The sequence below is a fragment of the Kitasatospora sp. NPDC057936 genome (assembly GCF_042887525.1).
GTDB lineage: Bacteria > Actinomycetota > Actinomycetes > Streptomycetales > Streptomycetaceae > Kitasatospora.
Genome location: NZ_JBHVPD010000013.1, coordinates 109,747 through 129,232 on the forward strand (window position 1 = coordinate 109,747; position 19,486 = coordinate 129,232).

Below are 19,486 nucleotides of genomic sequence, written 5' to 3' on the forward strand. Positions count from 1 at the left end.
CTCGAGGAAGCACCCCCGACCCGTCCGCGTCCACCCCCGCCGTCCAGCCCTGCCGTCCACCCCCGCCATCCAGTCCTGCCGTCCACCCCCGCCGTCCACCCGAGGAAGCACCCGTGACCACGCCCCGGAGCACCACCGCCCGCCCACCCGGCCCCGAGGAGACACCCGTGACCCCACCGCTCGCCGCCCGCCCCCACCGCCACCTGCACGACGGCGCACCGCACCCCGCCGGGCGGCGGCCCCGGCACCCCCGGGCCGACTGCGCCGGCGCCCCGCCCGGGCACGACCCCCGCGCACTCGCGGCGCGCTTCGCGCACCGGCTCGTCGAGGTGCTCACCGGCGCCCGCCCGTCCGGCCAGCTGATGCGGCACACCAGCCTGGACGGCTACGGCCAGCTCGCCTCCCTCGTCCGCACGGGCGCCCTGCGCCGCGGCGGCGCCGGCGCCCGGCCGCGCCTGGGCCCGGTGCACGACAGATCGCCCTCGCCCGACGCCGTCGAGGCGTGCGTGCGGGTCGACCTCGGCCGGCGGCACCACATGGTGGCCTTCCGCCTCGAACAGCGCGGCCCGGCCGGTCAGTGGCAGTGCACCGCCGTGGAGGCCCGGTGACGGCGCAGGACGCCGCCCCCGTACGGGAACGGCGCCCTGTGCTGTGGCGCGGTGGCGGCTCAGGCCTTGCGGCGGCGCCCCTTGGCCGACTTCGCGGCCTTGCGGCGCTCGGCGCGGGTCAGGCCGTCGCCCTCGTCCTCCGCCGCGAGGTCGTCGAAGTCGCCCTCGACCACGCCGCCGCCGATCTCGTCCGAGGGGGCCGTGTAGTGCAGCCGCTGCGGCTTCGGGGCCTCCAGGCCCTTGGCCTTGATCTCCGGGCGGGCGGCGTCCTTCTCCAGCTTGTCGAGCACCACCTCGGCGTCCTCGACCGGGACCTCCTCGACCTGCTGCTCGACCTGGACCTCCAGGTTGAACAGGTAGCCGACGGACTCCTCCTTGATGCCCTCCATCATCGCGGTGAACATGTCGAAGCCCTCGCGCTGGTACTCGATCAGCGGGTCGCGCTGCGCCATGGCCCGCAGGCCGATGCCCTCCTGGAGGTAGTCCATCTCGTAGAGGTGCTCGCGCCAGCGGCGGTCCAGCACCGACAGGACGACCCGGCGCTCCAGCTCGCGCATGATCTCCTCGCCGAGCTGGTCCTCGCGGGCGCCGTACTGCGCCTGGATGTCCTCCTGGACGACCTTGGTGAGGAACTCGGAGGTCAGACCGCCGGAGCCGCCCGCCTCCTCCTCCAGCTCCCCGAGGTCCAGGGCGAGCGGGTAGAGCTGCTTGAGCGCGGACCAGAGCTTCTCCAGGTCCCAGTCGTCCTCGAAGCCCTCGCCGGTGGCCGCCTTGACGTAGGCCTCGACGGTGTCGTCCATGAAGTGGCCGACCTGCTCCTGCAGGTCCTCGCCCTCCAGGACGCGGCGGCGCTCGCCGTAGATGACCTCGCGCTGGCGGTTCAGCACCTCGTCGTACTTCAGGACGTTCTTGCGGATCTCGAAGTTCTGCTGCTCGACCTGGGTCTGCGCGGAGGCGATCGCCCGGGTGACCATCTTCGACTCGATCGGCACGTCCTCGGGCACGTTGGCCATCGAGAGCACGCGCTCGACCATGCCGGCCTTGAACAGGCGCATCAGGTCGTCGCCGAGCGACAGGTAGAACCGGGACTCGCCCGGGTCGCCCTGACGGCCGGAGCGGCCGCGCAGCTGGTTGTCGATCCGGCGGGACTCGTGCCGCTCGGTGCCGAGGACGTAGAGGCCGCCGGCCTCCTTGACCTCGTCCTGCTCGGCCTTGACCGAGGCCTTGGCCTTCTCCAGCGCGGCCGGGAACGCGGCCTCGTACTCGTCCGGGTTGTCCCCGGCGGAGAGCCCGCGCTGGGCCAGCTCGGCCGCCGCGAGGTGGTCCGGGTTGCCGCCGAGCATGATGTCGGTGCCGCGGCCGGCCATGTTGGTGGCGACGGTGACGGCGCCCTTGCGGCCGGCCTGCGCGACGATCTGCGCCTCGCGCTCGTGGTGCTTGGCGTTCAGCACCTCGTGCGGGATGCCGCGCTTGCGCAGCTCCTGCGACAGGTACTCGGACTTCTCGACCGACACGGTGCCGACCAGCACCGGCTGGCCCTTCTCGTGCTTCTCGGCGATGTCCTCGACGACGGCGGCGAACTTGGCCGGCTCCGACTTGTAGATCAGGTCGGGCTGGTCGATGCGCAGCGGCGTCTTGTTGGTCGGGATCGGCACGACGCCGAGCTTGTAGATCTGGTGGAACTCGGCGGCCTCGGTGGTGCCGGTACCGGTCATGCCGGAGAGCTTGTCGTACAGGCGGAAGAAGTTCTGCAGGGTGATGGTGGCCAGGGTCTGGTTCTCGTTCTGGACCTCCACCCCCTCCTTGGCCTCGATCGCCTGGTGCATGCCCTCGTTGTAGCGGCGGCCGGCCAGGATGCGGCCGGTGTGCTCGTCGACGATCATGACTTCGCCGTTCATGACGACGTAGTCCTTGTCCGCCTTGTACAGCTCCTTGGCCTTGATGGCGTTGTTCAGGAAGCCGACCAGCGGGGTGTTCACCGACTCGTAGAGGTTGTCGATGCCGAGGTAGTCCTCGACCCGGGTGACACCCTCCTCCAGGATGCCGACGGTGCGCTTCTTCTCGTCGACCTCGTAGTCGCGGTCGATCTTCAGGCGCTGCACCAGCTTGGCGAAGTCGGCGTACCACTTGGTCGCCTGGTCGGCCGGGCCGGAGATGATCAGCGGGGTGCGGGCCTCGTCGATGAGGATCGAGTCGACCTCGTCGACCACCGCGAAGTTGTGGCCGCGCTGGACGAGTTCGTCCTTCGACCAGGCCATGTTGTCGCGCAGGTAGTCGAAGCCGAACTCGTTGTTGGTGCCGTACGTGATGTCCATCGCGTACTGGCGCTTGCGCTCGGCGGGCGTCATGTTGCCCAGGATCACGCCGACTTCGAGGCCGAGGAAGCGGTGCACCCGGCCCATCCACTCCGAGTCGCGCTCGGCGAGGTAGTCGTTGACGGTGATCAGGTGGACGCCCTTGCCGGTGAGCGCGTTCAGGTACGCGGGCAGGGTGCCGACGAGGGTCTTGCCCTCACCGGTGCGCATCTCGGCGACGTAGCCGAAGTGCAGCGCGGCGCCGCCCATGAGCTGGACGTCGTAGTGCCGCTGGCCGAGGACGCGCTTGGCGGCCTCGCGGACGGTGGCGAACGCCTCGGGGAGGATGTCGTCCAGGGACTCCCCGTCGACGAGCCGCTGCTTGTACTCGTCGGTCAGTGCCCGCAGCTCCGCGTCGGTGAGGTTGACGAAGTCCTCTTCGATGGAGTTGACCTGGGCAGCAATCCGCTGCAGCTTGCGAAGGATCTTGCCTTCGCCGGCGCGCAGGATCTTGTCGAAGACGGACACTAGAGCGGGCTCCTTGCCTGTATTGGCACTGGACGACTGCACGACGGGTTCACCCCACCGCACGGGCCATCGTATGCGAGGAGTCCAATGCCCCGGGAGGTGCGTCAGCACGGTATTCCCGTGTCACTCGCGCGGGCGCCCGACCGATAGCACCGCCCACCGGGGCAAAACGGTCCCGGCCCCGCCGAGTTGGCGGAATATTCGGATGTCCGCCCTCCGCTTGGCGCGGAATAATCCGGGTATGGAAGAACTCCGGACCACGCCCGTCACCCTCACCACCGAGCGCCTCGTCCTGCGCGCCCCGCAGGAGTCGGACATCGACGCGGTCCTCGCCGCCTGCCAGGACGAGGAGATCCAGCGCTGGACGGTGGTGCCGGTCCCCTACCGGCGCGAGGACGCGGAGTTCTTCGTCCGCACACTGGCCCCGAACGGGCTGCGCGACGGCTCCGAGTACATCTGGTGCGTGACCGACCGCGCCACCGGGCGCCTGGTCGGCACCCAGTCGGTGTCCCGCTTCGCCGCCGACCCGGCCGCCGCCTCCGTCGGCTGGTGGACGGCGAAGGAGCAGCGCGGCCGCGGCTACACCGTCGAGGCGGCCCGCGAGGTCGCCCGCTGGGCCCTCACCGAGCTCGGCGTCCGCCGCCTCCAGTGGCTCGCCTACGTCGGCAACGACGGCTCCCGCGCCGTCGCCGAGCGGGTCGGCTACCGCTTCGAGGGCACGCTGCGCTCGTACGCCGAGCAGCGCGGCGTCTTCCACGACTCCTGGGTCGCCTCGCTGCTCCCGTCCGACCTGGCCTGAGCCGGCCCGCCGCCGGCCGCGCCACCGGGCCCGGCCGGGCCCGGCCGCTGTCGGTGCCGGGCGTTACGCTCCCCGGCATGAGCTCCGCGCCCGCCCCCAGCTCCCCCGTCGCCGTCCTGAGTGCCGACGACGCCCGCCGGATCGCCCTGCGCGCGCAGGGCCTGCTCGGTGCGCCGGACCGGCGGGCCGGGGTGCGCGGCGTGCTGCGGCACCTGGGCGCCGTCCAGTTGGACACGATCTCCGTGCTGGCCCGCTCGCACGAACTGGTCCCGTACGCCCGGCTCGGCGCGGTCGGCCGGCCCGCCGTCGAGGCCGCGTACTGGGGCCACGGCACCAGCTTCGAGTACTGGTCGCACGCGGCCTGCGTCCTGCCGGTGGAGGAGTGGCCGCTGTTCGCGTTCCGCCGCCGCCGCTACCGCGACCGCGGCCACCTCTGGGGTCACCAGGTCTCGCCCGAAACGTACCGGCACGTGCTCGACAAGCTGCGCGCCGAGGGGCCGTTGACGTCCACCGAGCTGGGCGGCGCGAAGAAGACGGCCGAGTGGTGGGACTGGTCCGACACCAAGATCGCGGTCGAGCGCGCCCTGGCCTTCGGCGACGTGGTCTGCACCGAGCGCCGGAGTTGGAAGCGGGTCTACGCGCTGGCCGAACAGGCCGTCCCCGACGCCCTGTTCGGGCAGGATCCGACCGACGCGGACTGCGTCCGCACCCTGGTCGCCCAGGCCGGCGCCGCCCTCGGCGTGGCCACCCGGGCCGACCTGCTGGACTACCACCGGCTGCGCGCCGAGGAGTTGGACCCGGTCCTCGCCGACACCGGCCTCGTCCCGGTCGAAGTGGCCGGCTGGGGCCCCGACGGCACCGCGGCTCCCGCCTGGGCCGATCCCGCCGCGCTGGCCGCCGCCCCGCCGCGCGGACGCCACCGCACCACGCTGCTCTCGCCGTTCGACTCCCTGGTCTGGGACCGCGCGCGCACCGAGCGCGTCTTCGGCATGACGCACCGCCTGGAGGCCTACACCCCCAAGCACAAGCGGGTGCACGGCTACTTCGCCATGCCCCTGCTCGCCGGCGGGCGCCTGGTCGGCCGGGTGGACCCGGCCCGCGAGGGGCGCACCCTGGTCGCCCGCCAGGTCTCGCTCGACTCCGCCCGGCACGTCGGGGCACTGGCGACGGCGCTGCGCGAGGCGGCCTCCTGGGTGGGCTGCGACGCCGTGCGGGTGGAGGCGCTGCACGACGAGCGGCTGCGCCCCGCGCTGGAGAAGCTGCTCGCGGCGTGAGCACGCCCGGTGGCCGGGGGGAGCCCCGGCCACCGCGCGCCGCGTCACCCTATTTCGAGGATCTTCTCGCGCATCGCGTAGACCACGGCCTCCATCCGGGAGTGGAGCTGCAGCTTCTCCAGGATGTTGCGCACGTGGTTCTTGACGGTGTTCTCGCTGATGAACAGCTCCTTGGCGATCTCCCGGTTGTTCATCCCCGTCGCCACCAGTTTGAGCACCTCCAGTTCCCGGTCGGTGAGCCGGGGCGCGGGTACCAGGTCCCGGTCGTCGGAGCGGCGCTGGATCATCGACTTGAACTCGGTGAGCAGCTTGGAGGCCATCGACGGGCTGATCTGCGACTGCCCGTCGGCGACGGCGCGGATCGCGGTGGCGACCTCGTCGGTGGAGATCTCCTTCAGCAGGTAGCCGGTGGCGCCCGCCTTGATCGCCTCGTAGAGGTCGGCCTCCTCGTCGCTTATCGTCAGCATGATGATCTTGGTGCTGGGTGCCACGTCCTTGATCGCCGTGCACGCCTCGATCCCGCTGCGGCGCGGCATCCGGACGTCCATCAGGATGATGTCGGGCAGCAGGTCGGCGGCCTTCAGCACGGCCTCGGCGCCGTCCCCCGCCTCGCCGACGACCTTGATGTCCGGCTCCTCGGCGAGCACGATCTCCAGCCCGCGGCGGAAGAGCGCGTGGTCGTCCACCACCAGCACGCGGATCGGCTCACCCCGGCGCGGTGCGTACGCGAGCTCCTCGCCCGCTCCTGGGGACAGTCCGGCAACCGGCCCCCCAGCGGGCCCCAGCCCGAAGTGATCCCCCATCCGCTCCTCCCCCTTCGCGGGACGTCGTGCGCCAATCATTCCACGCCGCGGCCACGCAACGGTCACCCTCCGATGCCGATTCCCCCGCAACGAGTGACCCCTCCACCACGGCCCGCGACCGCGCTCGACCGACGTTCGACCGCGGACGGCCCCCGGAACGCCGGTGACCCCGGCGGCCGCGGCCGCCGGGGTCACCCGTTCATCGCTCCGGACGGTCAGTCCTCGTCGTCGTCGGCTCCGCCGATCGCGCCACCCGCGCCGCCGCCCGCCGACTGGGCGGCGGGGTCGGTCTGCAGGTGGATCACACCGTAGTGGTAGCCGTGCCGGCGGTAGACGACGCTCGGCAGGCCGCTGTCCTTCTCCACGAACAGGTAGAAGTCGTGGCCGACCAGCTCCATCTCGTAGAGCGCCTGGTCCAGCGCCATGGGGGCGGCCGGGTGGGTCTTCTCCCGGACCACCAGCGGGCCTTCGCCCTCCACTTCCAGGGATCCCATCATGGTCTTGCGGACGGCCCCGTTGGTCTCGCTCTCCGGCGCCGCCGGCTCCGGCAGCCCGGCGAGGGCCGCGGTCGCCTCGGCGACGCTGATCGGGGTGCGGCCGTTGCCGCCCTTGTGCACCCGACGCCGGTCCGCGGACTTGCGCAGCTGGGCGTCGAGCTTCGCCGAGGCCAGGTCGAGCGCCGCGTACGGGTCCCCGGCGGCGGCTTCGGCCCGGATCACCGGCCCACGGGTACGGAGGGTGATCTCCACCCGCTCGGACCGGTCGGCCTGCCGCGGGTTGTGCTCCTTGGACACCTCGACGTCGAGGCTGATCACCTTGCCGTCGAACTTCTGGACCTTCTCCAGCTTCTCGGCCACGTGCTCGCGGAACCTCTTGGGCACCTCGGTCTTGCGGCCCTTGACGACGATGTCCACGCAGAACTCCGATCCCTCGTGCTGACGCCGATCCGGGTGCTACCGGACCGGACTGAGACCCAGCTGGACCAGCCCATCCACTGCCGGCCCCCCGCCCCCACCGCCAGCGGCGGGAACGACTGGCCCTCACCTCACTTCCTCCCCACCAGGGACGGTTGAAACCCCTTGAAGCTTTATCGAACACCTCACACGGGGTTTTCGCCTCCCCAGGCTCGGTCGTGGGCATGGGCCAGGAGCGGTGGGTGAACGGTCAAGCTGTTGCACCCTGTTTACCCTCCTAGGAGTGAAGCATGGGTGAATACCTGGACAACACCCCCCGTACGGCGCATCCTTTGCTCACTCTTCGTGCCTGCCGCCGCCAGGAGCAGTCGTGCCACCCACCACCGGACCCGTCCACCCGCCCTCCCCGCACGGGCCGTTCGGCCACGCACTGGCCGACCTGCTGGACGTCCTGCTGCCCACGCACTGCGCCGGCTGCGGCACCGACCGCACCCAGCTCTGCCCCGCGTGCCGACACGCCCTGGGCGCCTCCCGGCCCGGCCCCACGCTGCTGCCCTGGGCGCACGCCGCGGCACCGTACGCCGACCCGGTCCGGCAGTTGCTGCTCGCCCACAAGGAACGCGGCGCCCTGCGACTGGCCGGCCCCCTCGGCGAAGCCCTCGGCCGGGCGGTGCGCTCCGCGCTCGGGCCGCGCGCCGGGCTCGCGCCGCTGCTGCTGGTGCCGATGCCCTCCACCCGGGCCGCCGTCCGCGCCCGCGGCCACGACCCGACGCTCCGGCTGGCCGCGGCCGCGGCGCGCTCACTGCGCCGGGCCGGCCTGGACGTCAGGGCCGCACCGCTGCTGCGCCACACCCGCCCGGTCGCCGACCAGGCCGAACTGACCGCGGCCGAGCGCCGGCGCAACCTGCACGGCGCGCTCACCGTCCTGCCGCGCGCGAACCGGAGCCTGGCGGGCCGTCAACCGGTCCTGGTGGACGACCTGGTGACCACCGGCGCCAGCCTCGCCGAGGCCGCGCGGGCGCTGGCCGCGGCCGGTCTGCCGGCCGGCGCGGCGGCCACCGTCGCGGCGGCCGGCCCGCTGCGCGCCCGGGAGGGCCCGCTCTGAGGCCCGCCGGGCGGCGGCCCGGGGCTCAGCCCGGGTAGAAGAAGGCGCTCGCCCGGTCCGACAGCGTGACTTCCCGCCACTGACTGTTGGTCAGCCGGTAGATCCGGCCCTCGGTGGCCTGCAGCGCCAGCACCGGCGGAGTCAGCCCGTTCGCCCGGGACTCCGAGGCCTCGGCGGTCGCCATGCCCTCGCCGCCCTGCGCCGGGGCGTCGGTGCTCGGCGAGCCGTCGGTGCTGATGTAGTGCAGCTGCGGGAGGCGGTCGGCCTCCTTGCCCAGCACCAGCAGCTGGTCGGACTCCGCCCAGGACAGCGACGCGACGTCGGTGATCGCCGGGGCCGCCGTGTGCAGCCCGACGATCCGCACGGTCGGCGCCTCCGGGGTGCCGCCGTGCACGATCGCGCCGAACATCAGCGACCGGCTGGACGAGCTCGGCCCCTTCACCACGAGGGCGATCCGGGCGCCGTCCGAGGAGACCCGGAGCATCTGCACGCTCTGCCCGTTCAGCTTCTCGACCGGAACGGTGTACGTCCGGTTGCCGCGGACCATCACCACGCGCGGGTCCTCCGGGCTGCGGTCCACCACCCAGAGGTCGCCGCGGCCGTCCCAGCTGGGCGAGGCCAGCCCGTCGTCGCCGGTGTGCGCCGAGGTCAGCACCGGTTCGGGCAGCGCGACCGCGTTGTCGGACAGCGGCACCGAGTAGAGCTGGTGGTGGTCGCGGCCGAGCACCGCGGCCTGGGAGCCGTCCCGGCGGACGGCGACGGGGCCGAGCGGGGTCTTGCCGGCCGGCTGCGGCTTGCCGAGCACGCCGCGCACGGAGCTGGTGGTGGTGTCGTTGACCAGCATCAGGGCGCCGTTGTCATTGCGCTGGAGGTACTGCTGCGCGCCGTCCGACCCGGACAGCGCCCCGGGGCCGGTGGACGGCGAGTCGTTGCGACCGGCCGTGCAACCGCCCCGCTGCCCCTTCAGCTCCACCTTCTCGACCTGCCCCTTCCCCTGCTCGGCGAGGGTGTAGAAGAGCTGGGTCGCCATCCGCCGGCAGGACACCGTGTCGGCGAGGTCGGCACCGCCGAGCTGCACGTGGGCGACACGGCTGTCGTCGACGCCGACCCGGTCGATGCTCGCTCCGCCGGGGAAGGCCGTCCGCACGGCCGGTCCGAGCCAGGACGACGGCCCGCCGACCAGCGCCTTGGCGGCCGCCGTCAGCGGGTCCGTCCGCCGCCGCAGGTAGATCGGGTCGGCGACCAGCACGTCCGGGGCCGGCCCGAAGCCCGCCGCCGACGGGTCGGGCGCGGTGTAGAAGTACCGGTCCACCTGGCGGTAGCTGTTGCGGAAGTTGGTCTCGTTCATGATCAGACCGGGCGGCAGCTTGTCGATGCGCCACTCCCCGTCCTTCTGGCGCAGGAAGGTGAAGTCGGACGACTTCGTGCTCTGCCCCGTCACCAGCTCGTAGGTGTGCCTGGGGTCGACGTCCGCGACGACCTGCCCGGTGATGGACAGCGTGGTGCTGATGTCCGCCTCCGGGAGGTCCGCACCGGCCGGCGGAATGGTGGCCGAGAGCACCGTGATGCCCGCGTCCGGGTTCCAGGCCGCGGCGGCCTCCTCGGTGAGGTACTTGCGCGCCGTGTCGTAGCCCTCGTCGGCCGTCACCGCGTCGAGGAACCCGGCCAGCAGGTCCTGCGGCTTGGCACCCTTGGCGGGCCCCACCGGGAAGACCCGCACCTGCAGGTTCTTGTCGGCCGAGCCCTGGGAGAGCTCGACCTTGGTGATGCCGCCCGAGTCCGGCATGGCCGCGCACCCGCCGGCCAGCAGGGCGACGAACACCCCGCCGGCCACCGCCGCGAGCCGCGGATCAGGCCTGCCGCTGGTCCTTCGCACGCTGCGTCCCCTCCGTGTCCGTCCCGCCCGTCAGATCCGGCTCCGCCGTGCGCTGCGCCACCGACGGCCGTCCGGGCGTGGGGTCCACCATGACCTGGGCACCGGTGGCCAGGTAGCCGGCCCCCGCCGCGCGCACATCGGACGGGTCCGCGCGCGGCCCCTCCGGCAGCCGGGCCTTGCCGAGACCCGGGCCGATGTTCAGCACCCCTCCGAGACCGCTGCCCAGGCTGCTGCCGACGGCGTCCGGCGTCTCGGCCTGCTCCTCGGCCGCGGTGAGGGCCGTCGCCCCGGCCGGGGTGATCGCCCGCCGGTACGGCGTCCCGTACGTGCCGAGGCCCCGGTTGTTGCGCGAGTCCTCCGGCTCCAGCCGGAACGGCGCCCGGCTGATCTCCCCGCCGCGCGTGCGCGGCAGCGTGAGCCGGAAGTGCGAGCCGCCGCCGGGCTCGCCCCAGGCCTGCAGCCAGCCGCCGTGCAGGTGCGCGTCCTCCACCGCGATCGACAGGCCGAGGCCGGTGCCGCCGGTGGTCCGCACCCGGGACGGGTCGGCCCGCCAGAAGCGGTGGAACACCCGGGACGCCTCGCCCGGCTTGAGCCCGATGCCGTAGTCGCGCACGCCGACGGCGACCGCGCCGTCCGCCGAGCCCAGCCGGACCACGACGTCGCGGCCCTCGCCGTGCTCCAGCGCGTTGACCACCAGGTTGCGCAGGATGCGCTCGATCCGGCGGGAGTCCACCTCGGCGACCACCGGCTCGCCGTCGCCGCGGATCACCACGGCGCTGCCCTTGGCCTGGGCCAGCGGGTCGGCGGCCTCCACCACGCGGGCGACGATGTCGCGCAGGTCCACCGGCTCGGCGTCCAGGATCGCGGCGCCGGCGTCGAAGCGGCTGATCTCCAGCAGGTCGGCGAGCAGCGACTCGAAGCGGTCCAGCTGGCCCTGCAGCAGCTCGGCCGAGCGCGCCGCCATCGGGTCCAGGTCCTCGCGGCTGTCGTAGATCAGGTCGGCGGCCATCCGGACCGTGGTCAGCGGGGTGCGCAGCTCGTGCGAGACGTCCGAGACGAAGCGCCGCTGCACCCTGGACAGCTCCTCCAGCTGCCGGATCTGCGCCTGGAGCGCGTTGGCCATCCGGTTGTACGACTCGCCGAGGCGGGCGATGTCGTCGGTGCCGGTGACCTTCATCCGCTCTTCCAGGTGCCCGTCGGCCAGCCGCTCGGAGATCCCGGCGGCCATCCGGACCGGGGTGACCACCTGGCGCACCACGACCCAGGCGATGCCGCCCATGAGGATCACGACGAACACGCCGGCGGTCGCCAGGGTGCCGGTGACCAGGTTGAGGGTGTCCGTCTCCTGCCCGAAGGAGAAGACGTAGAAGAGCTGGTAGCTCGTGTTGTTGGTCGGGCCGTCGAACTGCATGCCGAGCGCCAGCCCGGGCTCGGTGTGCCCGCCGCTCTCGGCGGAGCGGTGGATCCGGGTCGGCTGGTCGAACATCTGGCCGGGCTCGGCGTACACCTTGGCCCGCAGCGTGTCGGGCACGCTGATCGGCAGGATGTCGCCCGAGTAGCGCGGGCCGAAGCCCACCGCGTCCGGCAGCACGGTCTGGCCGGTGCCGGGCATCGTCGCGATCACCGAGTAGACCGTCTGCCCGCTCGCGGCCAGGTCGTTGACCTGCCGCAGCAGCCAGGACCCGACCTCGTCGGTGCTCGGGTCCGCCGTCGCGCCGACCCGCATCCGCTGGTCCTTGGCCTCGTCGATCTTCTTCAGCTCGGCCTGGAAGCCGATCCGCGCCTGCTCGCGCGCGGACGCCAGCTTGGTGTCCAGCAGACCGGTGCGCACCTGCGCCACGACGACCACGCCCAGCACCAGCACGACCGCGATGGACGCCAGCAGCGACACCGCGACGACGCGCAGCTGGATCGAGCGGCGGTACAGCGCCGTCACCCGGTGCGCGGGCCGGCGTAGCTGACGGGTCACCAACGCGAGCATCGCGGCCGGGCCACGCCGGCGGAGGGTGGTCGAACTCAGCACGTCCCCGCGCACGGCGCCCGCCCCGTCGGTCGCGGAACCCGACGGGGACTCGTCAGCCCGGTGCGTCACGTCAGCTGGGTCCGGCCTTGTAGCCGACGCCGCGGACGGTCACCACGATCTCGGGGCGCTCCGGGTCCTTCTCGATCTTCGACCGCAGGCGCTGCACGTGGACGTTGACGAGCCGGGTGTCCGCCGCGTGGCGGTAGCCCCAGACCTGCTCCAGCAGCACCTCGCGGGTGAACACCTGCCACGGCTTGCGGGCCAGCGCCACCAGCAGGTCGAACTCCAGCGGGGTCAGCGGGATGCCCCGGCCGTCCCGCTTCACCGAGTGACCGGCCACGTCGATCACCAGGTCGCCTATGGTCAGCTGCTCGGGCGTGGGCTCCTCGGCGCGGCGCAGCCGGGCACGCACCCGGGCCACCAGCTCCTTGGGCTTGAACGGCTTCGTGACGTAGTCGTCGGCACCCGACTCCAGGCCCACCACGACGTCGACCGTGTCGGTCTTCGCGGTCAGCATGACGATCGGGATCCCGGACTCGGCACGGATCTGGCGGCAGACGTCGATGCCGTCCCGGCCGGGCAGCATCAGGTCGAGCAGCACGAGGTCGGGCTTGGTCTCCCGGAACGCGGCTAGTGCCTTGTCCCCGTCTGCGACGAAAAACGGCTCAAAACCCTCACCACGCAACACGATGCCGAGCATCTCGGCCAGTGCGGAGTCGTCATCAACGACGAGGACGCGTCCCTTCATGGCTCCATCCTCTCATTACCGGATTGTGACCTGCCGCACAGCAGTGCCAATGCTCCACAACGGCCAACTCGACCAGCCGGGAATTCCGGCCATACCGGGCGAATGCCCCCCGGTGGAGCGTCTCCGAACCGTCCCGGAGCCGTGCCCGGACCCCCGTCACGCCCCCGTATCCGTTCCGCGACCGGATACCCCTGGGGCCTGTCGGCGCCCCATGGCACGATGGGCCTGCGCGCGGGTGGAAGATCCACCCGGCACCGCGCCCCCAGGACGCCCTCCGAGGAGCAGTGATGACCGACACTCCGGGCTGGGCCTCGCCCGGCTCGTCCGAGCCACCCCGCGACGACGCCCGGCCCCCGGCCGACGCTCCCGCCGGCGTGCCCGGGCCGTCGGCACCGCCCCAGGGCGCCCCCGTCCCGCCGCCCGCCTGGGGCGGCCCGCAGGTCCCGCCCGCCCGCAACGGCTGGGGCGGCCCGCCGCCCGGCCCGCAGGGCCCGTACGGCCCCTACGGCTGGGGCGCCCCGCCGAGCCCCAAGCCCGGCGTCATCCCGCTGCGCCCGCTCGGCCTCGGCGAGCTCCTCGACGGCTCCGTCTCCACCATCCGCAAGCACTGGCGCACCGCGCTCGGCCTGTCGCTGGGCATCGCCGTGCTCCAGCAGGTCGGCGGCGTCGGCGCCCAGCTGCTGGTCGGCGGCAAGACCGGCGACTTCACCGCCGTCCTCGTCGTGCTCGCCAGCCTGCCGCTCAACCTGCTGCTCGGCGTCATCGCGACCGCCCTGCTCACCGTGGTGGTCAGCCGCGCGATCCTCGGCCAGAGCGTCACCATCCGGGAGGCCTGGCGCGGCGCCCGCGCCCAGCTGCTCCAGCTGCTCGGCCTCACGCTGCTGACGGGGCTGATCACCGGCGGCGTCATGGTGCTCGGCTTCGGCCCGCTGATCGGCTACGCGGCGGCCGGTGCGGCCTCGCCCGCGATCGTCGGGCTGCTGGTGATCGTCGGCCTGCTCAGCCTGCCCGTCGTGGTCTGGCTCTGGATCCAGCTCAGCCTCGCCGCGCCCGCCCTGATGCTGGAGAAGCAGGGCGTCATCACGGCGCTCTCGCGCTCCCGCCGGCTCGTGCGCGGCTCGTGGTGGCGGATCTGCGGCATCACCGTGCTCAGCCAGATCATCGCCTTCATCGTCTCGGGGATCATCGCGGTCCCGTTCACGGTCATCGGCCTGGTGCTCGGCCTCGGCGACCTCCAGCAGCAGATGGAGAGCGGCGGCGCCACGCAGCAGCCGGTCGCCCTCCTGATCGCCACGGCGATCGCCGGCGTCATCGCCTCCACCCTCACCGTGCCCTTCACCGCGGGCATCGGCGTTCTCCTCTACGTCGACCAGCGGATCCGCCGCGAGGCCCTCGACATCGAGCTCGCCCGCGCCGCCGGCCTGCCCGAGGACGGCGGCACCGGCTGGGGCGGCCAGGCCGGCGCCGACCCGACGAGGCTCTGAGCCGGATGCCGATCTGGGGGGAGAGGCTCCTCGCCGCGGGCGGCGCCCCGGTCACGGTCCCGCGTGACCCGGCCCGCGACGCCGCCCGCGACGAACTGCTCGACGCCGACTACCACCGGCACGACCCGAGCCTCGTGAAGCGGGTCCTGGACTGGCTGAACCAGCACCTCTCCGACGCGCTCGACGCCATCTCCGGGAACGGTACGAGCGGCACCACCGGCCTGGTCTTCTTCCTGATCGTCGCCGTCCTGGTCGCCGCCGCGCTGTGGTGGCGCCTTGGCGCACCCAAGCGGGCCGCCCGCACCGCCCTGGACGTGTACGGCACGACCGGTCCGCGCACCGCCGCCCAGCACCGGGCCGACGCCGAACGCCACGCCGCCGCGGGGCAGTGGGCCGACGCCGTCCGCGAGCAGCTGCGCGCCCTCGTCCGTGCCCTGGAGGAGCGCACCGTCCTCGACGCCCGCCCCGGCCGCACCGCCGACGAGGCCGCCGCCGAGGCCGGCCGGGCCCTGCCCGAACACGCCGCCGCGCTGGCCGCCGCCGCCCGCTCCTTCGACGACATCGCCTTCGGCGAGCGCACCGCCGACCAGGCCGCCTACCAGTCGCTCCACGACCTCGACCGGGCGCTGGAACGCACCCGCCCGACCCTCGACCCGGCCCCGGGAGGCGCGGCATGACGACCACCGCCCCCGCGCCCGCCACCGAACCGCCGGCACCGGCCCACGCCCCCAGCAGCCTGGCCCCCACCGGCCGCGGCCTGTGGCACCGCTACCGCTGGTACCTCGCGGCGCTCGCCTTCCTCCTCATCGGCACCGTCGTCATCGCCGGTCTGAGCCAGGACCGCCGCTACCCGCCGCTCGACCCGCGCTCCTACGACGGGGACGGCGCCCACGCCGTCGTGGCCCTGCTCGAACAGCGCGGCGTCACCGCCACGCTCACCGGCGATCCCACCGTCCGCCCCACCGGCGACGACACCCTCGTCATCCCCGAGCCCGACCTGCTCGACGCCGACCAGCTCCACGCCATCGCCGCCGCCCGGCACAAGCGGCTCGTCCTCATAGCCCCCGGCCCGGCCGCCCTCAGCGCCCTCGTCCCCGGCGTCCGCGCGGGCGACGAGCGCGGCGCCCCGGCCTGGGCCACCGTCCGCAGCACGGACCCGGGCTGCGACCTCCCCGAGGCCGAGCGGGCCGGAAGCGTCGGCATCGGCGGCTTCGTCTACACCAGCGGCAGCCGCGGCACCGGCTGCTACCCGCGCAACCACGGATTCCCCCTGGTCAGCGCCCCGACCCCCAGCGGCGACGCGATCGTCCTCGGCAGCGCCGACCTCCTGCAGAACCACCTGCTCGGCAAGGACGGCAACGCCTCCCTCGCCCTCGGCCTCCTCGGCTCCCAGCCGCACCTCACCTGGCACCTGCCCGACTACAGCTCGCCGGCCGCCGACACCACCGACCGCCGCAGCTTCACCGACCTCATCCCGGCCGGCTGGCACTGGGCCACCCTGCAGCTCGCGATCGCCGCCGCCCTGGCCGCGCTCTGGCGCGCCCGCCGCCTCGGCCCGGTGATCAGCGAGAACCTGCCCGTCGTGGTCCGCGCCGCCGAGACCACCGAGGGCCGCGCCCGCCTCTACCACCGGGCCAAGGCCCGCGGTCGCGCCGCCGACGCCCTGCGCCGGGCCGCCGCCCACCGCCTCGCCCCCGCCCTGGGCGTCCCGCTCAGCGCCGGCGCACCCGACCCCGACGCACTCTGCGCGGCCGTCGCCGATCGCCTCACCACGCGCCCCGCCGGGGACGTGCGGGCCCTCCTCTACGGCCCCGACCCGACCGACGACGCCGCGCTGCTGCGGCTCGCCGACGACCTCGACGCCCTCGAAAGGCAGGTACGGAAGCCGTGACCGAACAGGCCACCGCCCAGCTCCACCCCACCTCCGGCACGGCACCCGCCACCCCCGGCGCCACCATCGACCCGCGCCAGGCCCTGACCGCCCTGCGCACGGAGATCGGCAAGGCCGTGGTCGGCCAGGACGCCGCCGTCACCGGCCTCGTCGTGGCCCTGCTCTGCGGCGGCCACGTCCTGCTGGAGGGCGTCCCCGGAGTCGCCAAGACCCTGCTGGTCCGCACCCTCTCCACCGCGCTCAGCCTGGAGACCAAGCGCATCCAGTTCACCCCCGACCTGATGCCCGGCGACGTCACCGGCTCGCTGGTCTACGACGCCCGCACCGCCGAGTTCTCCTTCCAGCCCGGCCCGGTCTTCACCAACCTCCTGCTCGCCGACGAGATCAACCGCACCCCGCCCAAGACCCAGGCCGCCCTGCTGGAGGCCATGGAGGAGCGCCAGGTCACCGTCGACGGCGAACCGCGCGCGCTGCCCGTCCCGTTCCTCGTCGCCGCGACGCAGAACCCGGTCGAGTACGAGGGCACCTACCCGCTGCCCGAGGCCCAGCTCGACCGCTTCCTGCTCAAGCTGATCCTGCCGCTGCCCGACCGCGACCAGGAGTTCCAGGTCCTCTCGCGGCACGCCGCCGGCTTCGACCCGCGCGACCTCGCCGCCGCCGGCGTCCGCCCGGTCGCCGGGCCCGAGCACCTCGCCGCCGCGCGCGAGCAGATCGCCGAGCTGACCGTCTCCCCCGAGGTCCTCGCCTACATCGTCGACCTCTGCCGGGCCACCCGGCAGTCCCCGTCCCTGTCCATGGGCGTCTCCCCCCGCGGCGCCACGGCCCTGCTCGCCGCCTCCCGGGCGTGGGCCTGGCTGGCCGGACGCGACTACGTCACCCCGGACGACGTCAAGGCACTCGCCCTGCCCACCCTGCGGCACCGCGTCGCGCTGCGCGCCGAGGCCGAGATGGAGGGCGTCACCGCCGACTCCGTCATCCAGGCCGTCCTCGCCCAGACGCCGGCCCCCCGCTAGAGCCACCCCGCCCGCACCGGGTACCCGAAGGAGCGCACCGCATGGCCCTCACCGGGCGAACCGCCCTGCTCGCCGCGATCGGCGCGCTCGTCGTGGGCCTGCTGCTGCCGTCCTGGACCGGGATCGGCGTCGTCACCGGCGCCGTCCTGCTCGCCGTCGTCGCCGACCTGGTGCTCGCCGCCCCCGTCCGCAGCCTCCGGCTCGGCCGCGGCGGCGCCACCACGGTCCGCCTCGGCGAGCCGGCACCGGTCGAACTGACCGTCACCAACCCCTCCGGCCGCCCCCTCCGGGCCCGGATCCGCGACGCCTGGGCGCCGTCCGCCTGGCGCCCCGGCATGGCCGGCGCCGCCTCCCGGCACACCCTGACCGTCCCCGGCGGTGAACGGCGCCGCGCCACCACCGTCCTCGTGCCGACCCGCCGCGGCGACCACCACGCCCACCGGGTGACGATCCGTTCCCTCGGCCCGCTCGGCCTGGCCGGCCGTCAGAGCTCGCACCTCGCCCCCTGGACGGTCCGCGCGCTGCCGCCCTTCGCCGGCCGCAAGCACCTGCCCTCCCGGCTCGCCCGCCTGCGCGAACTCGACGGCCGGACCTCGGTGCTGACCCGCGGCCAGGGCACCGAGTTCGACTCCCTGCGCGAGTACCTGCCCGGCGACGACGTCCGCTCCATCGACTGGCGCGCCAGCGCCCGCCGCCACACCGTCGCCGTCCGCACCTGGCGCCCCGAACGCGACCGCCACATCCTGATCGTCCTCGACACCGGCCGCACCTCCGCCGGCCGCGTCGGCGACGCCCCGCGCCTGGACGCCTCGCTCGACGCCGCCCTCCTGCTCACGGCACTCGCCACCCGCGCCGGCGACCGCGTCGACCTGCTCGCCCACGACCTCCGCCCGCGCGTCGCCGTCGCCGGACGCTCCCCCAGCGAGGTCCTGCCCGCGTTCACCAACGCCATGGCCTACCTGGAACCCGCGCTCTACGAGACCGACATGCGCTCGCTGGTCGCCACCGCACTGCGGATGGCACCGCACCGCTCCCTGATCGTCCTGCTGACCGGCCTCGACGCGGGCACGGTCGAAGAGGGTCTCCTCCCGCTGCTTCCGCAGCTCGTGAAGCGCCACGAGGTGGTGCTCGCCTCGGTCGCCGACCCCCGTCTCGACGAACTCGCCGCCGGCCGCGGCACCGTCGAGGCCGTCTACGGCGCCGCCGCCGCGGAGCAGACCCGCGCCGACCGCCGCCGCACCGCCGAGCGCCTCACTCGACGCGGCGTCACCGTCCTCGACGCCCTGCCGAGCAGGATCTCCCCGGCCCTCGCCGACACCTACCTCGCCCTCAAGGCCGCCGGCCGCCTCTGAGCCCGGACCCGGACCCGGTCGCGGTCCGGTCGCGGCTCCGGCTCCGGCTCCGGACCCGGCGGAAACCCGGGTGGCACGGACGCCCCGGACGCATAGAGTCGGGCGATGCCCGAGCTGAAGCGGCTGCACGCCGAACACTCCCCCGCCGTCCTGGCCTTCGAGCTGGCGAACCGCGCCTACTTCGCGGCGTCGATCTCCGACCGCGGCGACGACTTCTTCGATCAATTCACCGCCCGCTACAGCGCCTTGCTGGCGGAACAGGAATCCGGCCTCTGCGCGTTCCACGTCCTCCTCGCCGAGGACGGGTCGGTCCTCGGCAGGTTCAACCTGGTCGACATCGAGCACGAGGAGCACTCGGCAGAGCTCGGCTACCGGGTCGCCCGGCACGCCGCCGGCCGCGGCCTGGCGACGGCCACGGTGCTGACGCTGTGCCGACTGGCGGCGTCACAGTACGGGCTGCGGACACTGCGGGCGGCCACCTCACACGAGAACACCGCGTCGCAGAAGGTCCTGACGAAAGCCGGATTCGTCCCGGTCGGCCCGGCCGGCCCGGCGGACCTGGGCGGCAAGACCGGCACCTGGTACCAACGCGACGTCATCCAGCAGCCGTAAGAACGTCCCGGAAAAGTCTCCGGACATGCGAAAAGCCCCTGATCCGAATGGATCAGGGGCTTTTCTTGAATGATTGTTCGGCGGCGTCCTACTCTCCCACAGGGTCCCCCCTGCAGTACCATCGGCGCTGTGAGGCTTAGCTTCCGGGTTCGGAATGTAACC

The 19,486-nt window shown here is 73.6% G+C and carries 16 protein-coding genes and 1 rRNA gene; 10 read left to right on the top strand and 7 right to left on the bottom strand.

The annotated features are described in order from the left end of the window. Nucleotides 1–113: 113 nt before the first annotated feature. The gene (locus ACFVU9_RS10105) at nucleotides 114–608 is read left to right on the top strand and encodes an Rv3235 family protein (protein ID WP_387591824.1); all 495 of its coding nucleotides are present in this window, start codon (nucleotides 114–116) and stop codon (nucleotides 606–608) included. 59 nt (nucleotides 609–667) lie between these two features. Here the strand turns inward: ACFVU9_RS10105 and secA are convergent, their stop codons facing one another. Further along, nucleotides 668–3,430: a preprotein translocase subunit SecA gene (gene secA, locus ACFVU9_RS10110; RefSeq protein WP_380435433.1), complete on the bottom strand. Its 2,763-nt coding sequence runs from the start codon at nucleotides 3,428–3,430 to the stop codon at nucleotides 668–670. 241 nt (nucleotides 3,431–3,671) lie between these two features. On the opposite strand from secA, the gene ACFVU9_RS10115 reads away from it, so the two are divergent. Together ACFVU9_RS10115 and ACFVU9_RS10120 are read left to right on the top strand one after the other, a co-directional pair. After that, nucleotides 3,672–4,229: a GNAT family N-acetyltransferase gene (locus tag ACFVU9_RS10115; protein WP_380435434.1), complete on the top strand. Its 558-nt coding sequence runs from the start codon at nucleotides 3,672–3,674 to the stop codon at nucleotides 4,227–4,229. A gap of 77 nt (nucleotides 4,230–4,306) precedes the next feature. After that, entirely contained in the window at nucleotides 4,307–5,503 is a 1,197-nt protein-coding gene (locus ACFVU9_RS10120) for a winged helix-turn-helix domain-containing protein (protein ID WP_380435435.1), read from the top strand. 44 nt (nucleotides 5,504–5,547) lie between these two features. Here the strand turns inward: ACFVU9_RS10120 and ACFVU9_RS10125 are convergent, their stop codons facing one another. Both ACFVU9_RS10125 and hpf read right to left on the bottom strand, forming a co-directional pair. After that, a complete protein-coding gene (locus tag ACFVU9_RS10125; protein WP_380435436.1) occupies nucleotides 5,548–6,306 on the bottom strand; it encodes a response regulator in 759 nt (252 codons plus the stop codon). Between the two features lie 215 nt (nucleotides 6,307–6,521). Continuing rightward, entirely contained in the window at nucleotides 6,522–7,220 is a 699-nt protein-coding gene (hpf, locus tag ACFVU9_RS10130) for a ribosome hibernation-promoting factor, HPF/YfiA family (protein ID WP_380435437.1), read from the bottom strand. A gap of 370 nt (nucleotides 7,221–7,590) precedes the next feature. Between hpf and ACFVU9_RS10135 the strand changes: the two genes are divergently transcribed. Beyond that, nucleotides 7,591–8,325 carry a ComF family protein gene (locus ACFVU9_RS10135; RefSeq protein ID WP_387591830.1) on the top strand — a complete coding sequence of 245 codons (735 nt, stop codon included), beginning with the start codon at nucleotides 7,591–7,593 and terminating at the stop codon, nucleotides 8,323–8,325. 25 nt (nucleotides 8,326–8,350) lie between these two features. On the opposite strand, the gene ACFVU9_RS10140 is transcribed toward ACFVU9_RS10135, so the two are convergent. The 3 genes from ACFVU9_RS10140 to mtrA form a co-directional block, all read right to left on the bottom strand. After that, on the bottom strand, nucleotides 8,351–10,201 hold the full coding sequence (locus ACFVU9_RS10140) for an LpqB family beta-propeller domain-containing protein (RefSeq protein ID WP_380435439.1): 1,851 nt from the start codon (nucleotides 10,199–10,201) through the stop codon (nucleotides 8,351–8,353). Further along, nucleotides 10,176–12,170, bottom strand: coding sequence for an MtrAB system histidine kinase MtrB (gene mtrB, locus ACFVU9_RS10145; protein WP_380435440.1), 1,995 nt, complete (start codon nucleotides 12,168–12,170; stop codon nucleotides 10,176–10,178). Before mtrB ends, ACFVU9_RS10140 begins: the two co-directional genes overlap by 26 nt. A 124-nt stretch (nucleotides 12,171–12,294) precedes the next feature. Then, nucleotides 12,295–12,972, bottom strand: coding sequence for an MtrAB system response regulator MtrA (gene mtrA, locus ACFVU9_RS10150; protein WP_030061806.1), 678 nt, complete (start codon nucleotides 12,970–12,972; stop codon nucleotides 12,295–12,297). 287 nt (nucleotides 12,973–13,259) lie between these two features. On the opposite strand from mtrA, the gene ACFVU9_RS10155 reads away from it, so the two are divergent. The 6 genes from ACFVU9_RS10155 to ACFVU9_RS10180 all read left to right on the top strand — a co-directional run bounded on the left by ACFVU9_RS10155 (nucleotide 13,260) and on the right by ACFVU9_RS10180 (nucleotide 19,324). Then, on the top strand, nucleotides 13,260–14,456 hold the full coding sequence (locus tag ACFVU9_RS10155; RefSeq protein ID WP_380435441.1) for a hypothetical protein: 1,197 nt from the start codon (nucleotides 13,260–13,262) through the stop codon (nucleotides 14,454–14,456). A 5-nt stretch (nucleotides 14,457–14,461) separates the two neighbouring features. Beyond that, the gene (locus ACFVU9_RS10160; protein ID WP_387591835.1) at nucleotides 14,462–15,133 is read left to right on the top strand and encodes a DUF4129 domain-containing protein; all 672 of its coding nucleotides are present in this window, start codon (nucleotides 14,462–14,464) and stop codon (nucleotides 15,131–15,133) included. Beyond that, on the top strand, nucleotides 15,130–16,347 hold the full coding sequence (locus tag ACFVU9_RS10165; protein ID WP_387591838.1) for a DUF4350 domain-containing protein: 1,218 nt from the start codon (nucleotides 15,130–15,132) through the stop codon (nucleotides 16,345–16,347). The genes ACFVU9_RS10160 and ACFVU9_RS10165 overlap by 4 nt, the downstream gene beginning before the upstream one ends. A 65-nt stretch (nucleotides 16,348–16,412) precedes the next feature. Beyond that, the gene (locus tag ACFVU9_RS10170) at nucleotides 16,413–17,360 is read left to right on the top strand and encodes an AAA family ATPase (RefSeq protein WP_380435454.1); all 948 of its coding nucleotides are present in this window, start codon (nucleotides 16,413–16,415) and stop codon (nucleotides 17,358–17,360) included. 41 nt (nucleotides 17,361–17,401) lie between these two features. Beyond that, nucleotides 17,402–18,712, top strand: a complete 1,311-nt coding sequence (locus ACFVU9_RS10175; protein WP_387591841.1) for a DUF58 domain-containing protein — start codon at nucleotides 17,402–17,404, stop codon at nucleotides 18,710–18,712. A gap of 105 nt (nucleotides 18,713–18,817) precedes the next feature. Then, nucleotides 18,818–19,324, top strand: a complete 507-nt coding sequence (locus ACFVU9_RS10180; protein WP_380435445.1) for a GNAT family N-acetyltransferase — start codon at nucleotides 18,818–18,820, stop codon at nucleotides 19,322–19,324. A gap of 75 nt (nucleotides 19,325–19,399) precedes the next feature. Here the strand turns inward: ACFVU9_RS10180 and rrf are convergent. Beyond that, nucleotides 19,400–19,486: ribosomal RNA gene (rrf, locus tag ACFVU9_RS10185) — 5S ribosomal RNA — on the bottom strand; the annotation flags it as partial.

Bases quoted from the DNA above. Each gene is read 5' to 3' on its own strand.
- ACFVU9_RS10155 (WP_380435441.1), top strand. From the start codon at position 13,260: ATGACCGACACTCCGGGCTGGGCCTCGCCCGGCTCGTCCGAGCCACCC.
- ACFVU9_RS10180 (WP_380435445.1), top strand. From the start codon at position 18,818: ATGCCCGAGCTGAAGCGGCTGCACGCCGAACACTCCCCCGCCGTCCTG.
- mtrA (WP_030061806.1), bottom strand. From the start codon at position 12,972: ATGAAGGGACGCGTCCTCGTCGTTGATGACGACTCCGCACTGGCCGAG.
- ACFVU9_RS10125 (WP_380435436.1), bottom strand. From the start codon at position 6,306: ATGGGGGATCACTTCGGGCTGGGGCCCGCTGGGGGGCCGGTTGCCGGA.
- ACFVU9_RS10120 (WP_380435435.1), top strand. From the start codon at position 4,307: ATGAGCTCCGCGCCCGCCCCCAGCTCCCCCGTCGCCGTCCTGAGTGCC.
- ACFVU9_RS10165 (WP_387591838.1), top strand. From the start codon at position 15,130: ATGACGACCACCGCCCCCGCGCCCGCCACCGAACCGCCGGCACCGGCC.
- ACFVU9_RS10115 (WP_380435434.1), top strand. From the start codon at position 3,672: ATGGAAGAACTCCGGACCACGCCCGTCACCCTCACCACCGAGCGCCTC.
- ACFVU9_RS10160 (WP_387591835.1), top strand. From the start codon at position 14,462: ATGCCGATCTGGGGGGAGAGGCTCCTCGCCGCGGGCGGCGCCCCGGTC.
- ACFVU9_RS10175 (WP_387591841.1), top strand. From the start codon at position 17,402: ATGGCCCTCACCGGGCGAACCGCCCTGCTCGCCGCGATCGGCGCGCTC.